General features: G+C 66.4%; 18 protein-coding genes and 1 pseudogene. 9 read left to right on the forward strand and 10 right to left on the reverse strand.

Features of this window, described 5'->3' with window-relative positions; all coding sequences use genetic code 11:
* Positions 1-77 precede the first annotated feature (77 nt).
* Positions 78-926: a serine O-acetyltransferase gene (gene cysE, locus AC6RIC_RS11755; RefSeq protein WP_454656455.1), complete on the forward strand. Its 849-nt coding sequence runs from the start codon at positions 78-80 to the stop codon at positions 924-926.
* Positions 927-931: 5 nt separating this feature from the next.
* Here the strand turns inward: cysE and AC6RIC_RS11760 are convergent, their stop codons facing one another.
* Positions 932-1,822 carry a LysR substrate-binding domain-containing protein gene (locus AC6RIC_RS11760; protein ID WP_499736304.1) on the reverse strand — a complete coding sequence of 297 codons (891 nt, stop codon included), beginning with the start codon at positions 1,820-1,822 and terminating at the stop codon, positions 932-934.
* 123 nt (positions 1,823-1,945) lie between these two features.
* Here AC6RIC_RS11760 and glyA point away from each other — a divergent pair, with 123 nt between their 5' ends.
* Positions 1,946-3,268 (forward strand): serine hydroxymethyltransferase, encoded by a 1,323-nt coding sequence (gene glyA, locus AC6RIC_RS11765; RefSeq protein ID WP_499736305.1) that lies wholly within the window; start codon positions 1,946-1,948, stop codon positions 3,266-3,268.
* Here the strand turns inward: glyA and AC6RIC_RS11770 are convergent.
* Positions 3,265-3,603 carry a hypothetical protein gene (locus tag AC6RIC_RS11770; protein WP_499736306.1) on the reverse strand — a complete coding sequence of 113 codons (339 nt, stop codon included), beginning with the start codon at positions 3,601-3,603 and terminating at the stop codon, positions 3,265-3,267. The genes glyA and AC6RIC_RS11770 overlap by 4 nt on opposite strands.
* A gap of 255 nt (positions 3,604-3,858) precedes the next feature.
* A complete protein-coding gene (locus tag AC6RIC_RS11775; RefSeq protein ID WP_499736307.1) occupies positions 3,859-5,235 on the reverse strand; it encodes a serine hydrolase domain-containing protein in 1,377 nt (458 codons plus the stop codon).
* A gap of 170 nt (positions 5,236-5,405) precedes the next feature.
* On the opposite strand from AC6RIC_RS11775, the gene AC6RIC_RS11780 reads away from it, so the two are divergent.
* Positions 5,406-5,618, forward strand: a complete 213-nt coding sequence (locus tag AC6RIC_RS11780) for a DUF3126 family protein (protein ID WP_499736308.1) — start codon at positions 5,406-5,408, stop codon at positions 5,616-5,618.
* A gap of 178 nt (positions 5,619-5,796) precedes the next feature.
* Here AC6RIC_RS11780 and AC6RIC_RS11785 read toward each other — a convergent pair whose 3' ends face one another.
* Positions 5,797-6,516, reverse strand: a complete 720-nt coding sequence (locus AC6RIC_RS11785; protein ID WP_454656460.1) for a hypothetical protein — start codon at positions 6,514-6,516, stop codon at positions 5,797-5,799.
* A 162-nt stretch (positions 6,517-6,678) separates the two neighbouring features.
* Between AC6RIC_RS11785 and AC6RIC_RS11790 the strand changes: the two genes are divergently transcribed.
* Both AC6RIC_RS11790 and AC6RIC_RS11795 read left to right on the forward strand, forming a co-directional pair.
* On the forward strand, positions 6,679-7,005 hold the full coding sequence (locus tag AC6RIC_RS11790) for a DUF6949 family protein (protein ID WP_499736309.1): 327 nt from the start codon (positions 6,679-6,681) through the stop codon (positions 7,003-7,005).
* Between the two features lie 54 nt (positions 7,006-7,059).
* A complete protein-coding gene (locus AC6RIC_RS11795; RefSeq protein ID WP_499736310.1) occupies positions 7,060-7,590 on the forward strand; it encodes a gamma carbonic anhydrase family protein in 531 nt (176 codons plus the stop codon).
* 143 nt (positions 7,591-7,733) lie between these two features.
* On the opposite strand, the gene AC6RIC_RS11800 is transcribed toward AC6RIC_RS11795, so the two are convergent.
* The gene (locus AC6RIC_RS11800; RefSeq protein ID WP_454656463.1) at positions 7,734-8,369 is read right to left on the reverse strand and encodes a transglutaminase-like cysteine peptidase; all 636 of its coding nucleotides are present in this window, start codon (positions 8,367-8,369) and stop codon (positions 7,734-7,736) included.
* Between the two features lie 346 nt (positions 8,370-8,715).
* Here AC6RIC_RS11800 and AC6RIC_RS11805 point away from each other — a divergent pair.
* Positions 8,716-9,361 (forward strand): annotated as a pseudogene (locus AC6RIC_RS11805) (glutathione S-transferase family protein).
* Positions 9,362-9,397: 36 nt separating this feature from the next.
* Here the strand turns inward: AC6RIC_RS11805 and AC6RIC_RS11810 are convergent.
* A complete protein-coding gene (locus AC6RIC_RS11810) occupies positions 9,398-10,012 on the reverse strand; it encodes a PilZ domain-containing protein (RefSeq protein ID WP_454656464.1) in 615 nt (204 codons plus the stop codon).
* Between the two features lie 61 nt (positions 10,013-10,073).
* Positions 10,074-10,643 (reverse strand): PAS domain-containing protein, encoded by a 570-nt coding sequence (locus AC6RIC_RS11815; RefSeq protein WP_454656465.1) that lies wholly within the window; start codon positions 10,641-10,643, stop codon positions 10,074-10,076.
* Between the two features lie 410 nt (positions 10,644-11,053).
* Between AC6RIC_RS11815 and AC6RIC_RS11820 the strand changes: the two genes are divergently transcribed.
* A complete protein-coding gene (locus tag AC6RIC_RS11820; protein WP_499736311.1) occupies positions 11,054-11,866 on the forward strand; it encodes a rhomboid family intramembrane serine protease in 813 nt (270 codons plus the stop codon).
* Positions 11,867-12,061: 195 nt separating this feature from the next.
* Positions 12,062-12,493 (forward strand): CBS domain-containing protein, encoded by a 432-nt coding sequence (locus AC6RIC_RS11825; protein ID WP_454656467.1) that lies wholly within the window; start codon positions 12,062-12,064, stop codon positions 12,491-12,493.
* Positions 12,494-12,672: 179 nt separating this feature from the next.
* Here the strand turns inward: AC6RIC_RS11825 and AC6RIC_RS11830 are convergent, their stop codons facing one another.
* The 3 genes from AC6RIC_RS11830 to folE all read right to left on the reverse strand — a co-directional run bounded on the left by AC6RIC_RS11830 (position 12,673) and on the right by folE (position 15,194).
* Positions 12,673-13,650, reverse strand: coding sequence for a patatin-like phospholipase family protein (locus AC6RIC_RS11830; protein WP_454656468.1), 978 nt, complete (start codon positions 13,648-13,650; stop codon positions 12,673-12,675).
* 201 nt (positions 13,651-13,851) lie between these two features.
* Positions 13,852-14,259, reverse strand: a complete 408-nt coding sequence (gene hisI, locus AC6RIC_RS11835; protein ID WP_454656469.1) for a phosphoribosyl-AMP cyclohydrolase — start codon at positions 14,257-14,259, stop codon at positions 13,852-13,854.
* A gap of 290 nt (positions 14,260-14,549) precedes the next feature.
* Positions 14,550-15,194, reverse strand: a complete 645-nt coding sequence (gene folE / locus AC6RIC_RS11840; RefSeq protein WP_291922946.1) for a GTP cyclohydrolase I FolE — start codon at positions 15,192-15,194, stop codon at positions 14,550-14,552.
* Positions 15,195-15,379: 185 nt separating this feature from the next.
* Between folE and AC6RIC_RS11845 the strand changes: the two genes are divergently transcribed.
* A complete protein-coding gene (locus AC6RIC_RS11845; RefSeq protein WP_061967062.1) occupies positions 15,380-15,826 on the forward strand; it encodes an iron-sulfur cluster assembly scaffold protein in 447 nt (148 codons plus the stop codon).
* Positions 15,827-15,954 lie beyond the last annotated feature (128 nt).

Here is a 15,954-nt window from a genome sequence, read left to right on the forward strand (position 1 = left end):
GGCTTGAGCTTTTGATGCGGACGCCTGCTTCAGGCCGGGTTGTCCTTCCGCTGAACCCGTCTTTCCGGAGAATGACCATGCCGTCGGGGCACTCCGTCGTGGAAGTACGCGACTTCGCAACCGGGCTCGACCGCGTCGACCCCGCCTGGTCGCGCCTGCGGACCGAGGCCGAAGCCGCTGTCGCGGCCGAGCCGGCGCTCGGTACCCTGATCGTCGCCTCCGTGCTCAACCAGCCGAGCTTCGAGGCCGCTGTCGCTCATCGCGTCGCGGCAAGGCTCGGCCATCCCGCCGTGACCGCCGACCTGGTCGAACAGGGCTTCGCCGAGGCGATGGCCGATGACGAGACGATCGGCGCCGGCATGCGCGCCGATGTGATGGCCGTACTCGATCGCGATCCCGCCTGCTACCGCGTGCTCGAGCCGGTGCTGTTCTTCAAGGGCTTCCATGCGCTGCAATGCCACCGCCTGGCGCATTGGCTCTGGAAGCGCGACCGGCGCGATTTCGCGCTCTACCTGCAGGCGCGCTCCTCCGAGGTGTTCCAGACCGACATCAACCCGGCGGCGCGGATCGGCAAGGGCATCTTCCTCGACCACGCGACCGGGCTCGTCGTCGGCGAGACGGCGGTCATCGAGGACGACGTCTCGATGCTACACGGCGTCACGCTGGGCGGAACCGGCAAGCAGGGCGGCGACCGCCACCCGAAGATCCGCAAGGGCGTGCTGATCGGCGCCGGCGCCAAGATCCTCGGCAATATCGAGGTCGGCCAATGCAGTCGCATCGCGGCCGGCTCGGTCGTGCTCCAGCCCGTGCCGCGCAACAAGACCGTGGCGGGCGTGCCGGCCAAGGTGGTCGGGGAAGCGGGCTGTGCCGAGCCTTCGCGCTCAATGAACCAGACGTTCGCCGGCGATTGCGGCGCCTATATCTGATGTGCTCAGTCGGCCGAGCCGGCGAGCCAGTCCATGATCTCGGCCCGGTGCGGATGCGCGCCGGCAGCCGTTGCGGCCGCGAGCGTCAGGCGATCGGGCGTCGGCATGGCCTGGGGGAAGGGCGCGACGAGCCTGCCCGACGCGAGATGAGGGCCGACAAGACTCATCCGCCCCATCAGGATGCCTGAACCCGACAGGCAGGCATCCAGTGCCAGGCTGTAGAGCGAGAACGCCGGGCCACGGCTCGGATCGATCTTCGTGCCGGGTACGGCGAAGGAGAGCCAGCGCGCCCAGTCGCTGCGCCAGACCGCGTCGTGCAGCAGTGTCTGCGCGACAAGGTCGGCTGACGTCGCGAGCTTTGCAGCGAGAGCGGGCGCGCAGACGGGTAGAATCGCGTCGTCCGCCAATTGAAGCCCGCCGCTGGCCGGTGCGGTTTCCCGATAGAACAGCGAGAGATCATAGGGATCGCGCTGCGGATCGGGCGGTTCCTCCATCGCCGAAATCGAGATCTGCAAGTCCGGGAATGCGGCCTGGAGCGCCGGCAGGCGCGGCGAGAGCCAGAGCTGGGCGATGCAGGGCAGGGCGGCGATGGCGAGCGGCCGATGCGGCTGTGCCTCGCGCAAGGCCTGCACCGCCTGTCCCAGCATGTCGAAGCCGCGCGTCAGGCGTGGCAGGGCCTCGCGCGCGGCTTCGGTCAAGGCGACGCCCTGCGGCAGGCGGCGGAAGACCGCGAAACCCAGCGTTGCTTCAAGCTGCCTGATCTGCTGGGTGACGGCGCCGGCCGTGACGCCGATCTCGTCGGCGGCCTTGGCGAAGCTCTCCAATCGTGCCGCGGCCTCGAAGGCGCGCAAGGCATTGAGCGAGGGCAGGCGCGGGCGCGGCGGCTTGACCGGCAAGGCGAGGCTCCAGATTGAGGCTGAGAATTCCTCAGCCTGCGAGCGATGAATACTCGTTTGCGCGCGGGCCGGCAAACCGCTGTTATGCGTCGCGACATCAGGCGGGATCGGGAGAACGGCGAGATGACGGCTCTGGGCAGGCGCGACTGGGTTCCGCAAGCGAGCGAGGACTATGTGCTCAAGGTCGCCGGCGAAACGGCGAGCCAGCCGCTCGAGGCCATCGCGGCGCGAATTGATGCTCTCGCCACCGAGAATCGGACGATCCATGAGCGCGACTGCGTCAATCTCAATCCTGCCACCAATGTCATGAACCCGAAGGCCGAGGCGCTGCTCTCGGCGGGGATCGGGGCGCGGCCCTCGCTCGGCTATCCCGGCGACAAATACGAGATGGGGCTGGAGGCGATCGAGCAGATCGAGATCATCGCCGCCGAGCTCGCGGCTGAGGTCTTCGGCGCGAAATATGCCGAAATCCGCGTGCCCTCCGGCGCCATCGCCAATCTCTACGCCTTCATGGTCGCGGCCAAGGCCGGCGACTGCATCATCGCGCCGCCCGGCGAGATCGGCGGGCATGTCACCCATCACGGTGCGGGCGCAGCCGGGCTCTACGGCATCGTCACCCATCCGGCACCGATCGATCCGGTGAATTATACGGTCGATGTCGGGAAGCTCCGGGCCGATGCGCTGCGCCTCAGGCCGAAGCTGATCTCGATCGGCGGCAGCCTCAACCTGTTCCCGCATCCGATCCGCGAGATCCGGGCCATCGCTGATGAGGTCGGCGCGCTCGTGCTGTTCGATGCGGCGCATATGTCCGGCATGATTGCGGGCCATGGCTGGCAGCAGCCCTTGGAGGAGGGCGCCCATCTGATGACGATGAGCACCTACAAGAGCCTCGGCGGGCCGCCTTCGGGCCTGATCGTGACCAACGATGCCGAGATCGCCAAAAAGCTCGACGCCATCGCCTATCCCGGTCTCACCGCCAATTTCGACGCGGCGAAATCAGCCTCGCTCGCCGTCTCGCTGCTCGACTGGAAGGCGCATGGCCGTGCTTATGCGCAGGAGATGGCCAAGACCGCGAAGGCGCTGGCGGAAGCGCTCTCCGAACGGCAGGTGCCGGTCTTCGCGCGCGACCGGGGCATGACGACCTCGCACCAGTTCGCGATCGAGGCCGCTGCTTACGGCGGCGGGCAGGCGGCGGCGAAGCGGCTTCGCGCCGTCAACATCCTCTCCTGCGGCATCGGCTTGCCGCTGCCGACCGTCGAGGGCGACGTCAATGGCCTCAGGCTTGGCACGCCGGAGATCGTCCGCTTCGGCATGACGGCTACGGATATGCCGGAACTGGCCGGCTATATCGCCGAGGGATTGAACGGCTCGCGCCCGGCGGAGGCTGTGGCGAAGGACGTGACGGCCTTCCGTGGCAAGTTCCGGACGCTGCATTTCATGCGCTAGGAATCATTGCCCGGCGCGAAGAAGCAGAGCAGTTCGCCTGAGTCGTCGATGCAGAGATGCCAGTGGCCGTCCGGCGACTGCTTGGCCTTGTCCTGCGGGATTTCGAGCGTCAGTGGCTTCTTGCGCTCCGTTGACCACATCGGATGCTTGCCGGGGGCGATCGTGACGACGAAGCCGCCGGTGACTTCCCGGACGGCTTCGGCATCGATCTGCGCACAGTCGGAATCGAGGCAGCAGTAGAACGGATAGTCCCAGCCCCGCGGGGCCTGATGGGCGCGCGCGACCGTCGCTCCTGCAATCAGGACAGCAGCGATCATCGAGGCAAGAACACGCATCGGCCGGCCCTCGAAACGAAGGCTGCGACCGGAAGGCGGCGAATGCGTGGCAGAGTATCCGCTTCGTCATGCTCGGGTCTCCCTGCTGTCGTTCGAGAATGACGGCTGGGTTCAATCGCGCGTCGTCATCCCGGGCGACCGCAGGGAGACCTGGGATCCATGCCGGAGCACCTCCTATGAAGGCTCAGGCATGGATCCCGGATCTCCGCTTCGCTGCGTCCGGGATGACTTGCGTTCTTAAAAAGCCGAGTTGCCTCAGCCTTGCGCTCGACCGCCGTAGCGCTCTTCCATCTCCGCGCGCATCGCGTCGGCTCCGAGCAAGCGCGAGCCGGCCATTCTGACCGAGCGCACCTTTCCGCCCTCACGTTCCAGAGCAACGGTCTCGCCCGGGCTGTGGAAGCCGGAGGCGCGGACGATGCGGCCCTGATCGGGCGCTTCAATCGCAATCTCGGCGGCATCGAGGAAGGGCGTCAGCAGGGCCGGGGCGGCGCAGAGCACGCGGTCGGCAACGGGCACGAGATCGGTCGCGCCCCAGAGCGTCCACCAGCGCCCTGTCCAGTCGCGCGTCTCGACGGACGGGCCGCCGCGCTCGGCGAAGACCTTCAGGATATGAGCGATGCCGTCGAGCCAGGGATGAGCGAGGCCGTCGATGGCGTTGGTCAGGACGGAGATCGTCAGGCCCTGCTTCGGGATGAGGGCGGTGCGGGTGATGAAGCCCTGGAAACCGCCGGAATGGCCGACCCAGCGCCAGTCGCCCTCGCCGCCGGAAATCGTGCCGAGCCCGTAATGGCGGCCGAGGCTGGATTCGTCGTCCGGCCAGAGCCGGCGCGTCATCTCGCGGCGGCTTTTGGCCGAGAGGATGCTGCGTTCGGCTTGCGGCGAGAGTTGTGCGAAATAGCGCGCGACATCGGCGGCGGTCCCGACGAAGCCGGTGGCGGACGCCATGGCATGGCAGTGGTTGTCGGCGGGGATGATTGCGCGCCGGCCGAGCAGCTGTTTGCCGGTATGGCCCTTCGCCATCGGCCTCTGGCCCCAGAGGCCGATATCGGCTGCGGTTTCGGTGAGTCCGGCCTTGGCGACGACCTCGTCGGTGATCCACTTGTTGTAGTCCTGTCCGGTCACGGCCTCGATGACGAGGCCGAGCAAGGCAAAGCCGTGGTTCGAGTATTTGAAGCGTTGCGAGCTGGGCAGGACCGGCGGTTTCGCGAGATCGGCGAGCAGTTCCGCCTTGCTGCAGAAGGGCTTGCGGTCGAGGAACTGGCCGGCATCGGGGCCGTCGCGCGTCAGGCCGGCGCTGTTGGAGAGGACCTGGCCAACGGTGACCCTGGCAATCTCCGGATGCAGCCCGTTGATCAAGCCGCCGACCTCGTCGTCGAGCCGCAGGCGGCCCTCGTCGACGAGGCGCAGGATGCCGGCCGAGGTGAAGCTCTTGGAATGCGAGGCGATGCGGAAGCCGTGGCGCGGCGTCAGTGCCTCGCCGGTGGCGAGGTTCGCGCTGCCGAAGGCGGCCTCCAGCACAACTTCGCTGCCATCCGCGATCGCGACCGCGCAGCCCGGCTGGTCATGATGGCTGCGCTGGAAATCGAGCCAGGTCGCGACATAATCGAGGGCGGGAGCAAGCCACGGCTTCATGGTCTCAAGGTCCGTCAAGGTTCCGGAGGTTCGCGAACATGGCACGATTCCGCATGGCATCCACAACCACCGGATGGATGAGGCCTGCCATGTCCGCAGCGGCTGCTTTCGCTTGCCCTTCGTGGCCTGCCGTGGCATCGCTCCCGGCCAATTCGAAAGGACCCAGGACCGTGGACAAGACAGAACTCGCCAAGCTCGAAACCTATCTGCGTCGTACCTTCAACAACCACGCGATCAGCGTGCGCGCCCGGATGAAGAAGAATGACTCGGCCGAGGTCTATCTGGGCGAGGAGTTCATCGGCATCATCCATGTCGACGACGAGGATGGCGACCGCTCGTTCAACTTTACCATGGCGATCCTCGACGTCGATCTCGAGGATTGAAGTCGTCAAAGCCAAAGGCTGGAGCCTTCATCCTGAGGAGCCGCGGAACGCGGCGTCTCGAAGGATGGTCCAGTAGGCTCCAGAGATTTCTGAAGCATCCTTCGAGACGCCATTCCCTCGGGAATGGCTCCTCAGGATGAGGGCTGTGGGTGTTCCCTGCCGCCCTAAAGACTGCTTCCTAGCGGATCAGCCCGTCGAGCGTCCGCCTGACACCCCCCAGCATCACCGCCCAATCGGCGATGATGGCGCGGGGGAAGCGGATATTCACATCCATGCCACGATGCTGGAAGGTGATGCGGCAGGGTTCCTCGAGGCCGGCGCCGGTCTCGATCGGGCAGCGCGCGGCGAAGCCCTTTCCGTCGGGGACGGAGACGTAGAACTCGTCGTTCTCGAAGGGCGAGCCCTTGCGGAAGCCGCGCACCACAAGACCGCCGGGGTTCGACCAGACGGTCGGCGTCAGGAAGCGGGCATAGGTCGCGAGCTGCCGGGCCGGCTCGTTGACCCGGTCGGGCGGGCTCAGCGTGATCAGCAGCCGCTTGCGGTTATCCGGTTGGGCCGGGCCGAGGTTCGGCCAATCCAGGCGCAGGCGCACCATGCCGACGAGCCGGCTCGTATCGCCATCGTCCTCGATACCGGTGAGCTCCTTCGGGATCATCAAGGCGACCTCGCCGACGCGAGCGGGCTGCGGGGCAGCCGTCGGCTCGTCGCGCTGCTGGGTGAGGTAGACCGCGAGGCCGGTTGCGAGCACACCCGCCGTCAGGATCAGCAGCATCGCCTTCAGCAAGGCGCCGTCCGCGCGCGGGAGCGGGGCAGCCCGCTGTTGCAGACGCATGCGCACCATCGAAGTGATATGAGCGGCCTGGTGGCCGGGCCGGTGATAGGGCAGCGATGCGGTCATTCCGGTGCCTTGCGATCAAGTCGCAACCACTGAATCATCCCCGGCTTAATGCGGCGTAAACCATAACCGGGCCGATACGGTTAACCATCGGTAAAGTCTGTCCTTCACAGTTCGTAAACCATGCGGCAGGCTCGGGCGTCGTTCCGGTTGAGAGTTGCGTCCGTGACCATCCAGCCTGCCTTCGTCGAGGCGCTGCAATCCCTGTTCCTCGGATTCGCTTTCGCGGGACTGCTGGCCAGCGCGTTCGAGCTGTTCACGGAGCGGCGCGCCGATTTCACGCTTCTGCAGACCGGCGGGCTTGCCGCCATCGCCAGCGTGCCGGTGGTGGTCTTCAGCGCGCCCTTCCTGATCCTGCGCAACACGGTGCGCGGCCGGCAGAACGACGGGCGCCCGGTTTCCTTCCTCATGCTCGCGGGCATGACCGCCGGCATCTGGAGCCTGGTCTCGGGCCGCATCGTGCTCGACCTGCTGCATCTCCTCGGCGCTTGACGACAGGCGTCGCCCGCCTGCAATCCTGAGGGCTCGAACCGTCAGGACAAGCCGATGCCCCTCTATGCGCTCGATGGAACTAGGCCGGAAACCGCGGAAGCCGGAGAGTGGTGGCTCGCGCCCGACGCGCATGTCATCGGCCGCGTCAGGCTGGCGGCCGGAGTGGGAATCTGGTTCGGCGCCGTGCTGCGCGGCGACAACGAGTGGATCACGATCGGCGAGGGCAGCAACCTCCAGGAAGGCTGCGTGCTCCATACCGACATGGGCTATCCGCTGACGGTCGGCGCCAATTGCACGATCGGTCATCGCGCCATCCTGCATGGCTGCACGATCGGCGAGAACAGCCTGGTCGGGATGGGCGCGACCGTGCTCAACGGTGCCAAGATCGGCCGCAACAGCCTCGTCGGCGCCAATGCGCTGGTGACCGAAGGCAAGGAATTTCCCGACAATTCGCTGATCGTCGGCTCGCCGGCGCGGGCGGTCCGGACGCTCGACGACAAGGCTGCGGAAGGGATCACCGCTTCGGCGAAGGCCTATGTCCAGCGCTGGCGGCAATTCGCGGCCGGGCTCGAACGGCTCGACTGAAGCTCAAACGAAGCGGGCCGGCTTTCCGCGGAGGAAAGCCGGCCCTTGGCGAAACCCGATCCCTTGGGGACGGGTGGGTGGGGACGTGACCGAGCCTCGCCGTCCTTATCGACGCAGCTGAAATCGGGCTGCGACGGATTCCATCAACGCTGCACCGAGGCGACCGTCGGGGTCTGCGCGCCGCCGAGCGAGGTCCAGCCGGTGCGGTACTGCGACTCCCGCTTGACGTAGACGTAGCCGGTCTGGCTCCAGGGCAGGATCGCGTTGCGCTTGTTGTCGAGGACGAAGTCGCCGCGATCGGTGCGGATCATCAGCACGGCATGGCCGGCATTCTCCTCGTCGATCACGACGGTGACCAGCATGGCGCGACGCGGCAGACCGGCCTCGGCCAAGCGCTTGCGCTTCAGCAGCACATAGTCCTCGCAGTCGCCCTTGCCGTCCGTGGGGATGTCCCAGCGGTCGACGACGCCCCAGTGATCCTGGTCGGTGATCGCCTCGATCTCGCGGTTGGCATTGTTGTTGACCGCGACGATCGTCTTCCAGAGCTTCGAATTCAGCTCGATCCGCTCAGCCTCGCGGGTGTCGACGCGGCATTCGGACGGCGTGCGCTTGCAGAAATCCGTCCAGGCATAGGGTGCGCGGGCGTCGCCGGAGGCTTCGGCCGGGAGGCTCGCGACCGGAATGCCGGCCGAACCCTGAGCCTGAGCCGCGCTTGCCCCGGCCATGGCGACCATGGCGGCGAGAGCGGTACCAATCAGATTGCGGTGGAGTGAAAGCATGTCGTCCCCTTTCTGTCCCGGGGATGACGATGCGCGGCGGCGGATGGATTCGAGCTGAAATGGAAACGTACAAATTTATGTATTCGGCCGGTGCGGTGGCCAAGTAAAGATCAGCCTCAACCTTGTTCGAAAGCGGAAGTAACGATTTGCGTCGATCGTAAAACCAAACGTTAACCCTTAATTGTTCGTTGTACAGAAAGGACTGATTAACCTACGCAATCGTTACCGCGCCGAAGCGGCCGAAAGGGCTGCTGTGACCTCGGAAATGTGGTCTCGCCGGATCGACTGGAACGTGCGCGCTCGATGAGGGGTTATTGCCGATCGAACCATGCAGAGGGGCGCCTTGATGAGTGCACTGACCATCTGGACCTATGACTGGGTCCCCGAGGGGCCCCCGCGGTTTCGTGCGCGACCTAAGGCTGCGATGGGCCTGCGAGGAGGCGGGCCTCGCTTATGACGTCCGCACCATTCCTTTCGATGGGCGCGAGACCAATCATCTCTCGCGCCAGCCCTTCGGGCAGATCCCGTTCCTGGACGATGGCGCGGCGAAGCTGTTCGAGAGCGGGGCAGGGCTGCTGCACCTGGCGCGCAAGAGCGAGAAGCTGATGCCGATCGATCCGGTCGCGGAAGCGGAAACGCTGCAATGGACGCTGGCCGCGCTCAACGCGATCGAGATGGTCAGCGTGCCCTGGTGGTTCCTGACCGTCACCGGAGCCGCCGACAATCCGCTGACGGGCTGGATGGGCCTGCGCCTCGGTCAGCTCGAACAGGTGCTGAGCGAGCGCGAATGGCTCGCCGCCGGCCGCTTCACGGTAGCCGACCTGCCGATGGCGGATGTGCTGCGGGTCGAGAAGGTCCGTGCCTTCGGCGACCGGCCGGCGAGCGAGGCCTATGTCGCCCGCGTCACCGGCCGCTCGGTCTTTCGGAAGGCGCAGGCCGATCAGGTTGCGCTATTCAAGGCGGCGGACGCCAAGCGGCGCTCTGCGAGCTGACGCTATGGAGGACGCTGAAAGCCCGCGATGCGGGCTTCAGAGCTCGAGATTCTCGTCGAGCAGGTCGGCCGAGAGCGGGAAGCGGAACTCGGCCGCATAGCCGCCGTCGAAGCGGCGGACGACACGCGCCGGCGTCGTGCCGAGGCGGACCGGCGTGTTGATCGGCAGGTCGAGATCGCTGGAGAAGGCGGCGCCCGAGAGCGAGATATCGATAATGCGCACGATATGCTCGGCGCCGTCATCCAACACCAGGGTCGAACGCGGGTTGCGCGGCACGATGCGCTCGTGGCGGCGATCCTCGGGCAGGCCGAGCTCTTCGCGATTGGCAAGCCAGGTCAGCTGGGCGGTGAATTTCTCGCGCTTGCGGCTGGTCGCCGTGATGGTCATCGCGAAACCCTCGGCCGTGGTGCGCACGCAGGCGCCCTCGATGCGGCCGAGATGCTCGAGATAGACGATGACGCGCTCGCCGGGCTTGGCCTTGGCGGGCGCGGCGAGGTGAACGCCGCCGGGTGAGATGTCGATCGTCTGGCAGGGATATTCCATGCGGTTCGGCAGCATGTAGCGACCCAACAACACCACTTTCATACGGAAATGCCGCCTGCGCTCAGCAGGAAAGGCAGCCGCTCGAGGCGTTTTGAGGGCGCTCAACATCAATAACCGACCTAGATTCCCCGATAATCCTAGGCGGGTTTCGGTTAACGTATCGTTCCGCTCAGGCCCGCCCGCCCGGTAATACCACGAGACGGGGCGGTTCGGCACGGCGCGGCGTGACGGGTGGGCGTGCGGTCGCCGCAGGCCAGAGCATCCTGAGCGAGATCATCCGCATCGATTCGATGGTGTCGAGGCCGAGCCAGTCCGGTGACAGGGCGGGCGAGAGCGCGCCGAGCACACGGGCGTGGGTGCGGCCCCGGTAGCGCAGCGGCAGCAGCAGCAATTCGAGATAGATCGGCGTGCCGGTGACCGACTTGCCGGAGAGGCCGGCGACCGCGCCGGCACTCTCGTCCATCACGGTCTGGACGAGGCGGCGCATATCGCTCTGGGCCTCGACATCGGCCCAAAGCGCCGTGAAGGCGCGGCCGCGCAGTTCCCTGCCGATCAGGGCGCAGAGCCGCGTACCCGCCAACCGGAAGACCGGGCCGATCGGCTCGTTTTCCAGCACGAAGGTATCGGCCAGGGCATGCCGCAAGGCTCCGGGCTCGATCTCGCCACGCTCCGGCGCGGCCCGCTCGCCGCGCAGCCCGTCCCAATATTCGAAAACCAGACGTGTGCTCGCGTTCTTCATTCTGTGCCCATATCGCCCGTCTGTCTCTCCCTGGAGCGGCCCGACGTCCGAAGACGACGCGGAACCGTTCGAAAGGAGGACGAATCAATCTCTCAGAAGATCGCTGACGCATTCGCCGTGCCGTCTTGCCACCCCGCACTGAGTCGGGGGAGGCGGCAGGGGCGTTAGGGTTAATCAAGTCTTACGATTGTGGATGATCGTTAAAATGCGCATCAATCGCTTCGGAATTCGCGGATGCGGACAGCATGCGCAGCACGAGGTGGAGGGGGGCGTGAGCCAGCCGCTCGGTACGACCGGGCGGCCTCACAGCCGGCGAAAAAGGGGACGGCGCGAGCCGCTCCCCTTTTTCGTTGAGTCGGGCTGGTCTGCCGCTTGCGCCGTACCGGTGCTTCGGCAAGTGTGACGGCCGCATGTCTTCCCAATATTCTCCACCGCCGCGGCGCGAGCCCGTCTTCAACCTGCCGTCCGCTGTGGTCTGGCTGCTGGTGGTCCTGGTCCTGATCCAGGCCGGCCGCTCGCTGCTGTCGGACTATGACGACTACGTGCTGATGTCCTGGCTCGCCTTCGTGCCGGCACGCCTGACGCTCTGGCTCTCGCCGGGACGGATCGACGATGTCGTCGGCGCGATGGCGCAGCTCACTGCAGGACAGGACGTCGTCGAGCGGCTCCAGCTCGTCCGGCTGCTGCTGGCCGATGGCGGGGTCAGGCTCTGGACGGTCCTGACCTATGGCCTGCTGCACGGCTCCTGGCTGCATCTCGTCTCCAACGCGGTCTGGCTTGCGGCTTTCGGCAGCCCGGTCGCGCGGCGGCTCGGGACGGGGCGCTTCCTCAATCTGATGGCTCTGGCGACCATCGGAGGGGCGCTGCTGCATTGGTGGTCGCGGGATCTCGACGTGCTGCCGCTCGTCGGCGCCTCGGCGGGCATCTCGGGGGCGACGGCAGCGGCGATCCGTTTCGTCTTCGCGCCCGGCCTGCGCTTCGGTGAGCTCGGCGACGATGCGGTCGTGCGCGCGATTCCGGCCGAGCCGTTCGGGCAGCTCTGGCGCAATTCGCGCGCCCTGCTGTTCATCGCGATCTGGTTCGTGACGAACATCCTGTTCGGCGCGGGGCTGGTGCCGATCTTCGGCGAGGAGACCAGCATCGCCTGGGAAGCCCATATCGGCGGCTTCGTCGTCGGACTCATGCTGTTTCCGCTGCTCGACCGGGGGCAGAAGCGGAGCTGAAGCGGATGGCGGGTCCGTATTCGCAGGCTCCTTAGAACCATTTCGGAAACCTTGCCTGCGCCAAGGTCTTCGCCCACACTCACCTTATTGCGAAGCACTTCCCGAGCCGGCCCGGCATCGAGAGACTTGCCGGCCCTCGCGAAGTTCCAGCGAAACCGCGCGCCGGCAACGGCGCGCCTGCGAGGAGGGTTGGCCATGAATGTCGAGCAGTTGCTGAGCGGCAAGGGGCACGATGTGATCTCGGTGCAGCCGCATCGGACGCTGGCCGAGGCGATCCGCACGCTGAGCGAGAAGCGCATCGGCGCCGTTGTCGTCATGGGTGCGGATGGGGCGCTCGTGGGCATCCTGTCCGAACGCGACATCATCCGGGCGCTTGGTGAGCTGGGAGCCAGCGCGCTTGAGAGCGCGGTCTCGCGCTCGATGACGTCGAAGGTCGTAACCTGCCGGCCGCAGACCAGCGTCGACGAATTGATGGAGATCATGACGACTGGCCGCTTCCGCCATGTTCCGGTGGTCGAGAACGGCCGCGTCACCGGCCTCGTTTCGATCGGCGACGTGGTCAAGCACCGCGTGGCCGCGATCGAGGCCGAAAGCAAGGCTATGCGCGACTATATTGCGATGGCGTGATGGAAGCCTGTTCGCGTTTCCATTGAAACGCGGGTCATCCCGGCCGTAGCGAAGCGGAGAGCCGGGATCCATGCCTGAACCTTCATTGGAAGCGCTCCGGCATGGATCCCGGGTCAAGCCCGGGATGACCCGCGTGTTTCCATGCAAAATCCGGTAGGCTCGGGCGCCGCCGGAGGGCCTCAGCTCTCGGGCGCGATATGGTTGGCTGCGACGAGGGTGGCGATGTCGTCGAGCGCCCGGCGCGTCGCCTGCCGGCCGAGTTCGATTGTCTCGTCGGCGCGGTGGAAGTCGAACAGGCCGATGCGGCCGAGCTTCGGGCCGATCATCACGTCGGGCGGATCACCCGCCAGCCGCGAGCGCGAGATGCGGTCCTGCGTGATGTTGAAGGCATCGATCATCACGCCCGCGAGGCCGGGACGGTTCTCCGCCGGGCGGCCGACGATGTTGCGGACGCGCTTGGCCGCGCCGCTGATCCCGTCATACCAGCGCGGCTCCGGCTGGATACGCAATTCCGGTATGAGCGGGTCGGGGTCGGAGCTCTGATCCTGGATGGTCGTGCCGCGGCCGGTGAGGTCGCTGTTGAGGTTGACGCAGATCACGACATCGGCGCCGAGCGCGCGCGCCGCCGTCACCGGAACCGGATTGACCAGCGCGCCGTCCATCAGCCAGCGGCCGCCGAGCTTCACGGGGTCGAAGATGCCGGGCAGCGCGTAGGAGGCGGTCAGCGCTTCGACCAGCGGGCCACGGGTCAGCCAGATTTCGTGGCCGAATCCGAGCTCGGTCGCGACGGCGACGAAGCGGTGGCTCAGGTCCTCGATCCGGATGCCGTTCAGATGCTGTTCGAGCAGGCGCTTCAGACGGCTGCCGGCGATCAGCCCGGCGCCGCCGATATGGAAATCCATCAGGCCAACGATGCGGCGCTTGGTCATGCTGGTGGCGAATTCGCTGAGCTCAGGCAGCTTGCCGGCCGCGAGGCAGCCGCCGACCACGGCGCCGATCGAGGTTCCGGCGATGACATCGGGGGCGAAGCCGGCCTCGATCAGCACCTCGAGCGCGCCGATATGGGCCCAGCCGCGGGCCGCGCCGCCGCCGAGCGCGAGGCCGATCTTCGGTCTGACCAGGGCCGGCTGTCCCTCGACCGGGCGCATATCGTTCATTGCGGCACCACCTCCGCCGAGACCAAAGGCTCGCCGCGCGACACCATCCCACCGCATGGGCCCGTCCCTCCATGGAATAAGAGGGTCTCAGAAGCCGATGAGCGAAAGATGAACGGCCAGCCTCCGGCGATTATCGCCTGTCTTTGACGAATCCGTGAAGGCATGCCGGCGGCATTGCCGATGCGCGCCGGATTCAAGCTGTCAGTCGCAGAGGATCAGAGGTTTTTCCGTCTCGCTCCGCAGCGGCTTGACCCGGTAGAAGCAGGAGCAGCGCCCGGTGTGACAGCAGCCGCCGTCGCCGGCCACCTTCACCTTGATCCAGAGTGCATCCTGGTCGCAGTCGACCCGCATCTCGACGATGGTCTGGATCTGTCCGGAGGTCGCGCCCTTGTGCCAGAGTTCCTTGCGGGAGCGCGACCAGTACCAGGCCTCGCCAGTCTCGATCGAGCGCTTCAGCGCCTCGGCATTCATATGGGCGACCATCAGCACCGCGCCGGTATCGGCCTCCGTCGCGACGACCGTGACCAGGCCGTTCGCGTCGAAGCGGGGGCTGAGCACCGTTCCCTCCTCGAGGGCGTGCTTGTCGGTCGCGGCGGGGAAGAGGGGCATGGAGGCTCCGGGGAAGGGCGGTCACGTGACGCGCCTTGTAATGAGAATGCCAGGAGCGGCTAATGGAGCCGCCAACTGGTGCAGACAGCTATCGGAAACCCGTCGTCGGAACCACCCTTTGTCATTCCGGGGCGCGCCGCAGGCGCGAACCCGGAACCCACGACGGGGTGCGACATTCCAAGCCGCGTTGTGGGCGGCTCACCCGGTCGTGGGTTCCGGGTTCTTCGCTCCGCGAAGCTCCGGAATGACAAGGGTGGTACGAAGTCGTTGCTGCCCGCCGTCGAACGCACCTACAGCCCCGGCGACTTCACCATCGTGAAAAAGCGGACCTGCTCGGCCGGATCGTCCCGGAAAACGCCGCGATACTGCGAGGTCATCGTCGACGAGCCCTGCTTCTGCACGCCGCGCATCGACATGCACATATGCTCGGCCTCGACGAGGATGGCGACGCCGCGCGGCTCCAGCACCTCCTCGATCACATCGGCGATCTGGGCCGTCATCGTCTCCTGCGTTTGCAGGCGGCGGGCATAGACATCGACGATGCGGGCGAGCTTCGACAGGCCGACCACGCCCTTCGACGGGTAATAGCCGATATGGGCCTTGCCGACGAAGGGCACCATATGGTGCTCGCAATGCGAATAGAACGGGATGTCGCGGACGAGGACCATGTCGCGATAGCCCTCGACCTCCTCGAAGACGCGGTCGAGGATATGATGCGGATCCTCGGCGTAGCCCTTGTAGAATTCCTTGTAAGCCTTGGCGACGCGGCGCGGCGTGTCCGCCAGCCCCTCGCGCGACGGATCGTCGCCCGCCCAGAGCAGCAGTGTGCGGACAGCGGCTTCGGCCTCTTCCTGCGTGGGCTTGCGAACCAGAAACTTGTCAGCGGAGGGGCCGATGGCCCCCTCGACGGACAAGGACTTAACCACAGGGATCATGTGGTGCCTCCCGTTGGGACGATGAAGCCTCGCGAGCCAGCCCTTGCAGGCTGCGGCTCCCGAGGTCGGTGCGACAAGTTTGATGCCTCGCGGCGGGAGAGGTTCCCATGCCCTCCCGTTTTGCGGCGATCAACCCTATATTGGGTCTGCGTGCCGGTCATTCCAGACCGGCGAGAGAACAAGCCATGCTGGACGACGTCTACAACAAGCGCATCCTCTCGCTTGCCGCCAACATCCCCCTGCTGCAGCGCCTGCCTTCGCCCGATGCGACGGCGCGCGCGCACTCGAAGCTATGCGGCTCGACCGTGACAGTCGATGTCACCATGGAAGGCGATGTCGTGACCGGCTTCGGCCATGAGGTGAAAGCCTGCGCGCTCGGGCAGGCCTCGTCCTCGATCATGGCCCGCCATGTCGTCGGCTCGACGGCGGCGGAATTGCGGGAGGTGCGCGAGCAGGCCCGTGCCATCCTGAAGGACAATGCCGAGCCGCCCGAGGGCAAATGGGCCGATCTCGCCGTGCTCGTGCCGGTGCGCGACTTCAAGGCGCGCCATGCCTCGACGATGCTGACCTTCGACGCGGTGGTCGATGCGATCGACCAGATCGAGGCCAAGCGGCGAGAGGCTGCCGCCTAGGCGCGCGATATTTGCCGTGCCTTTGTCATTCCGGGGCTTCGCGCAGCGAAGAACCCGGAACCCACGACCGGGTACAACATCCAATGCCTGATGGCAGGCGATTCACCCGGTCATGGGTTCCGGGTTCA

The organism is Allobosea sp. TBD101 (assembly GCF_059817965.1).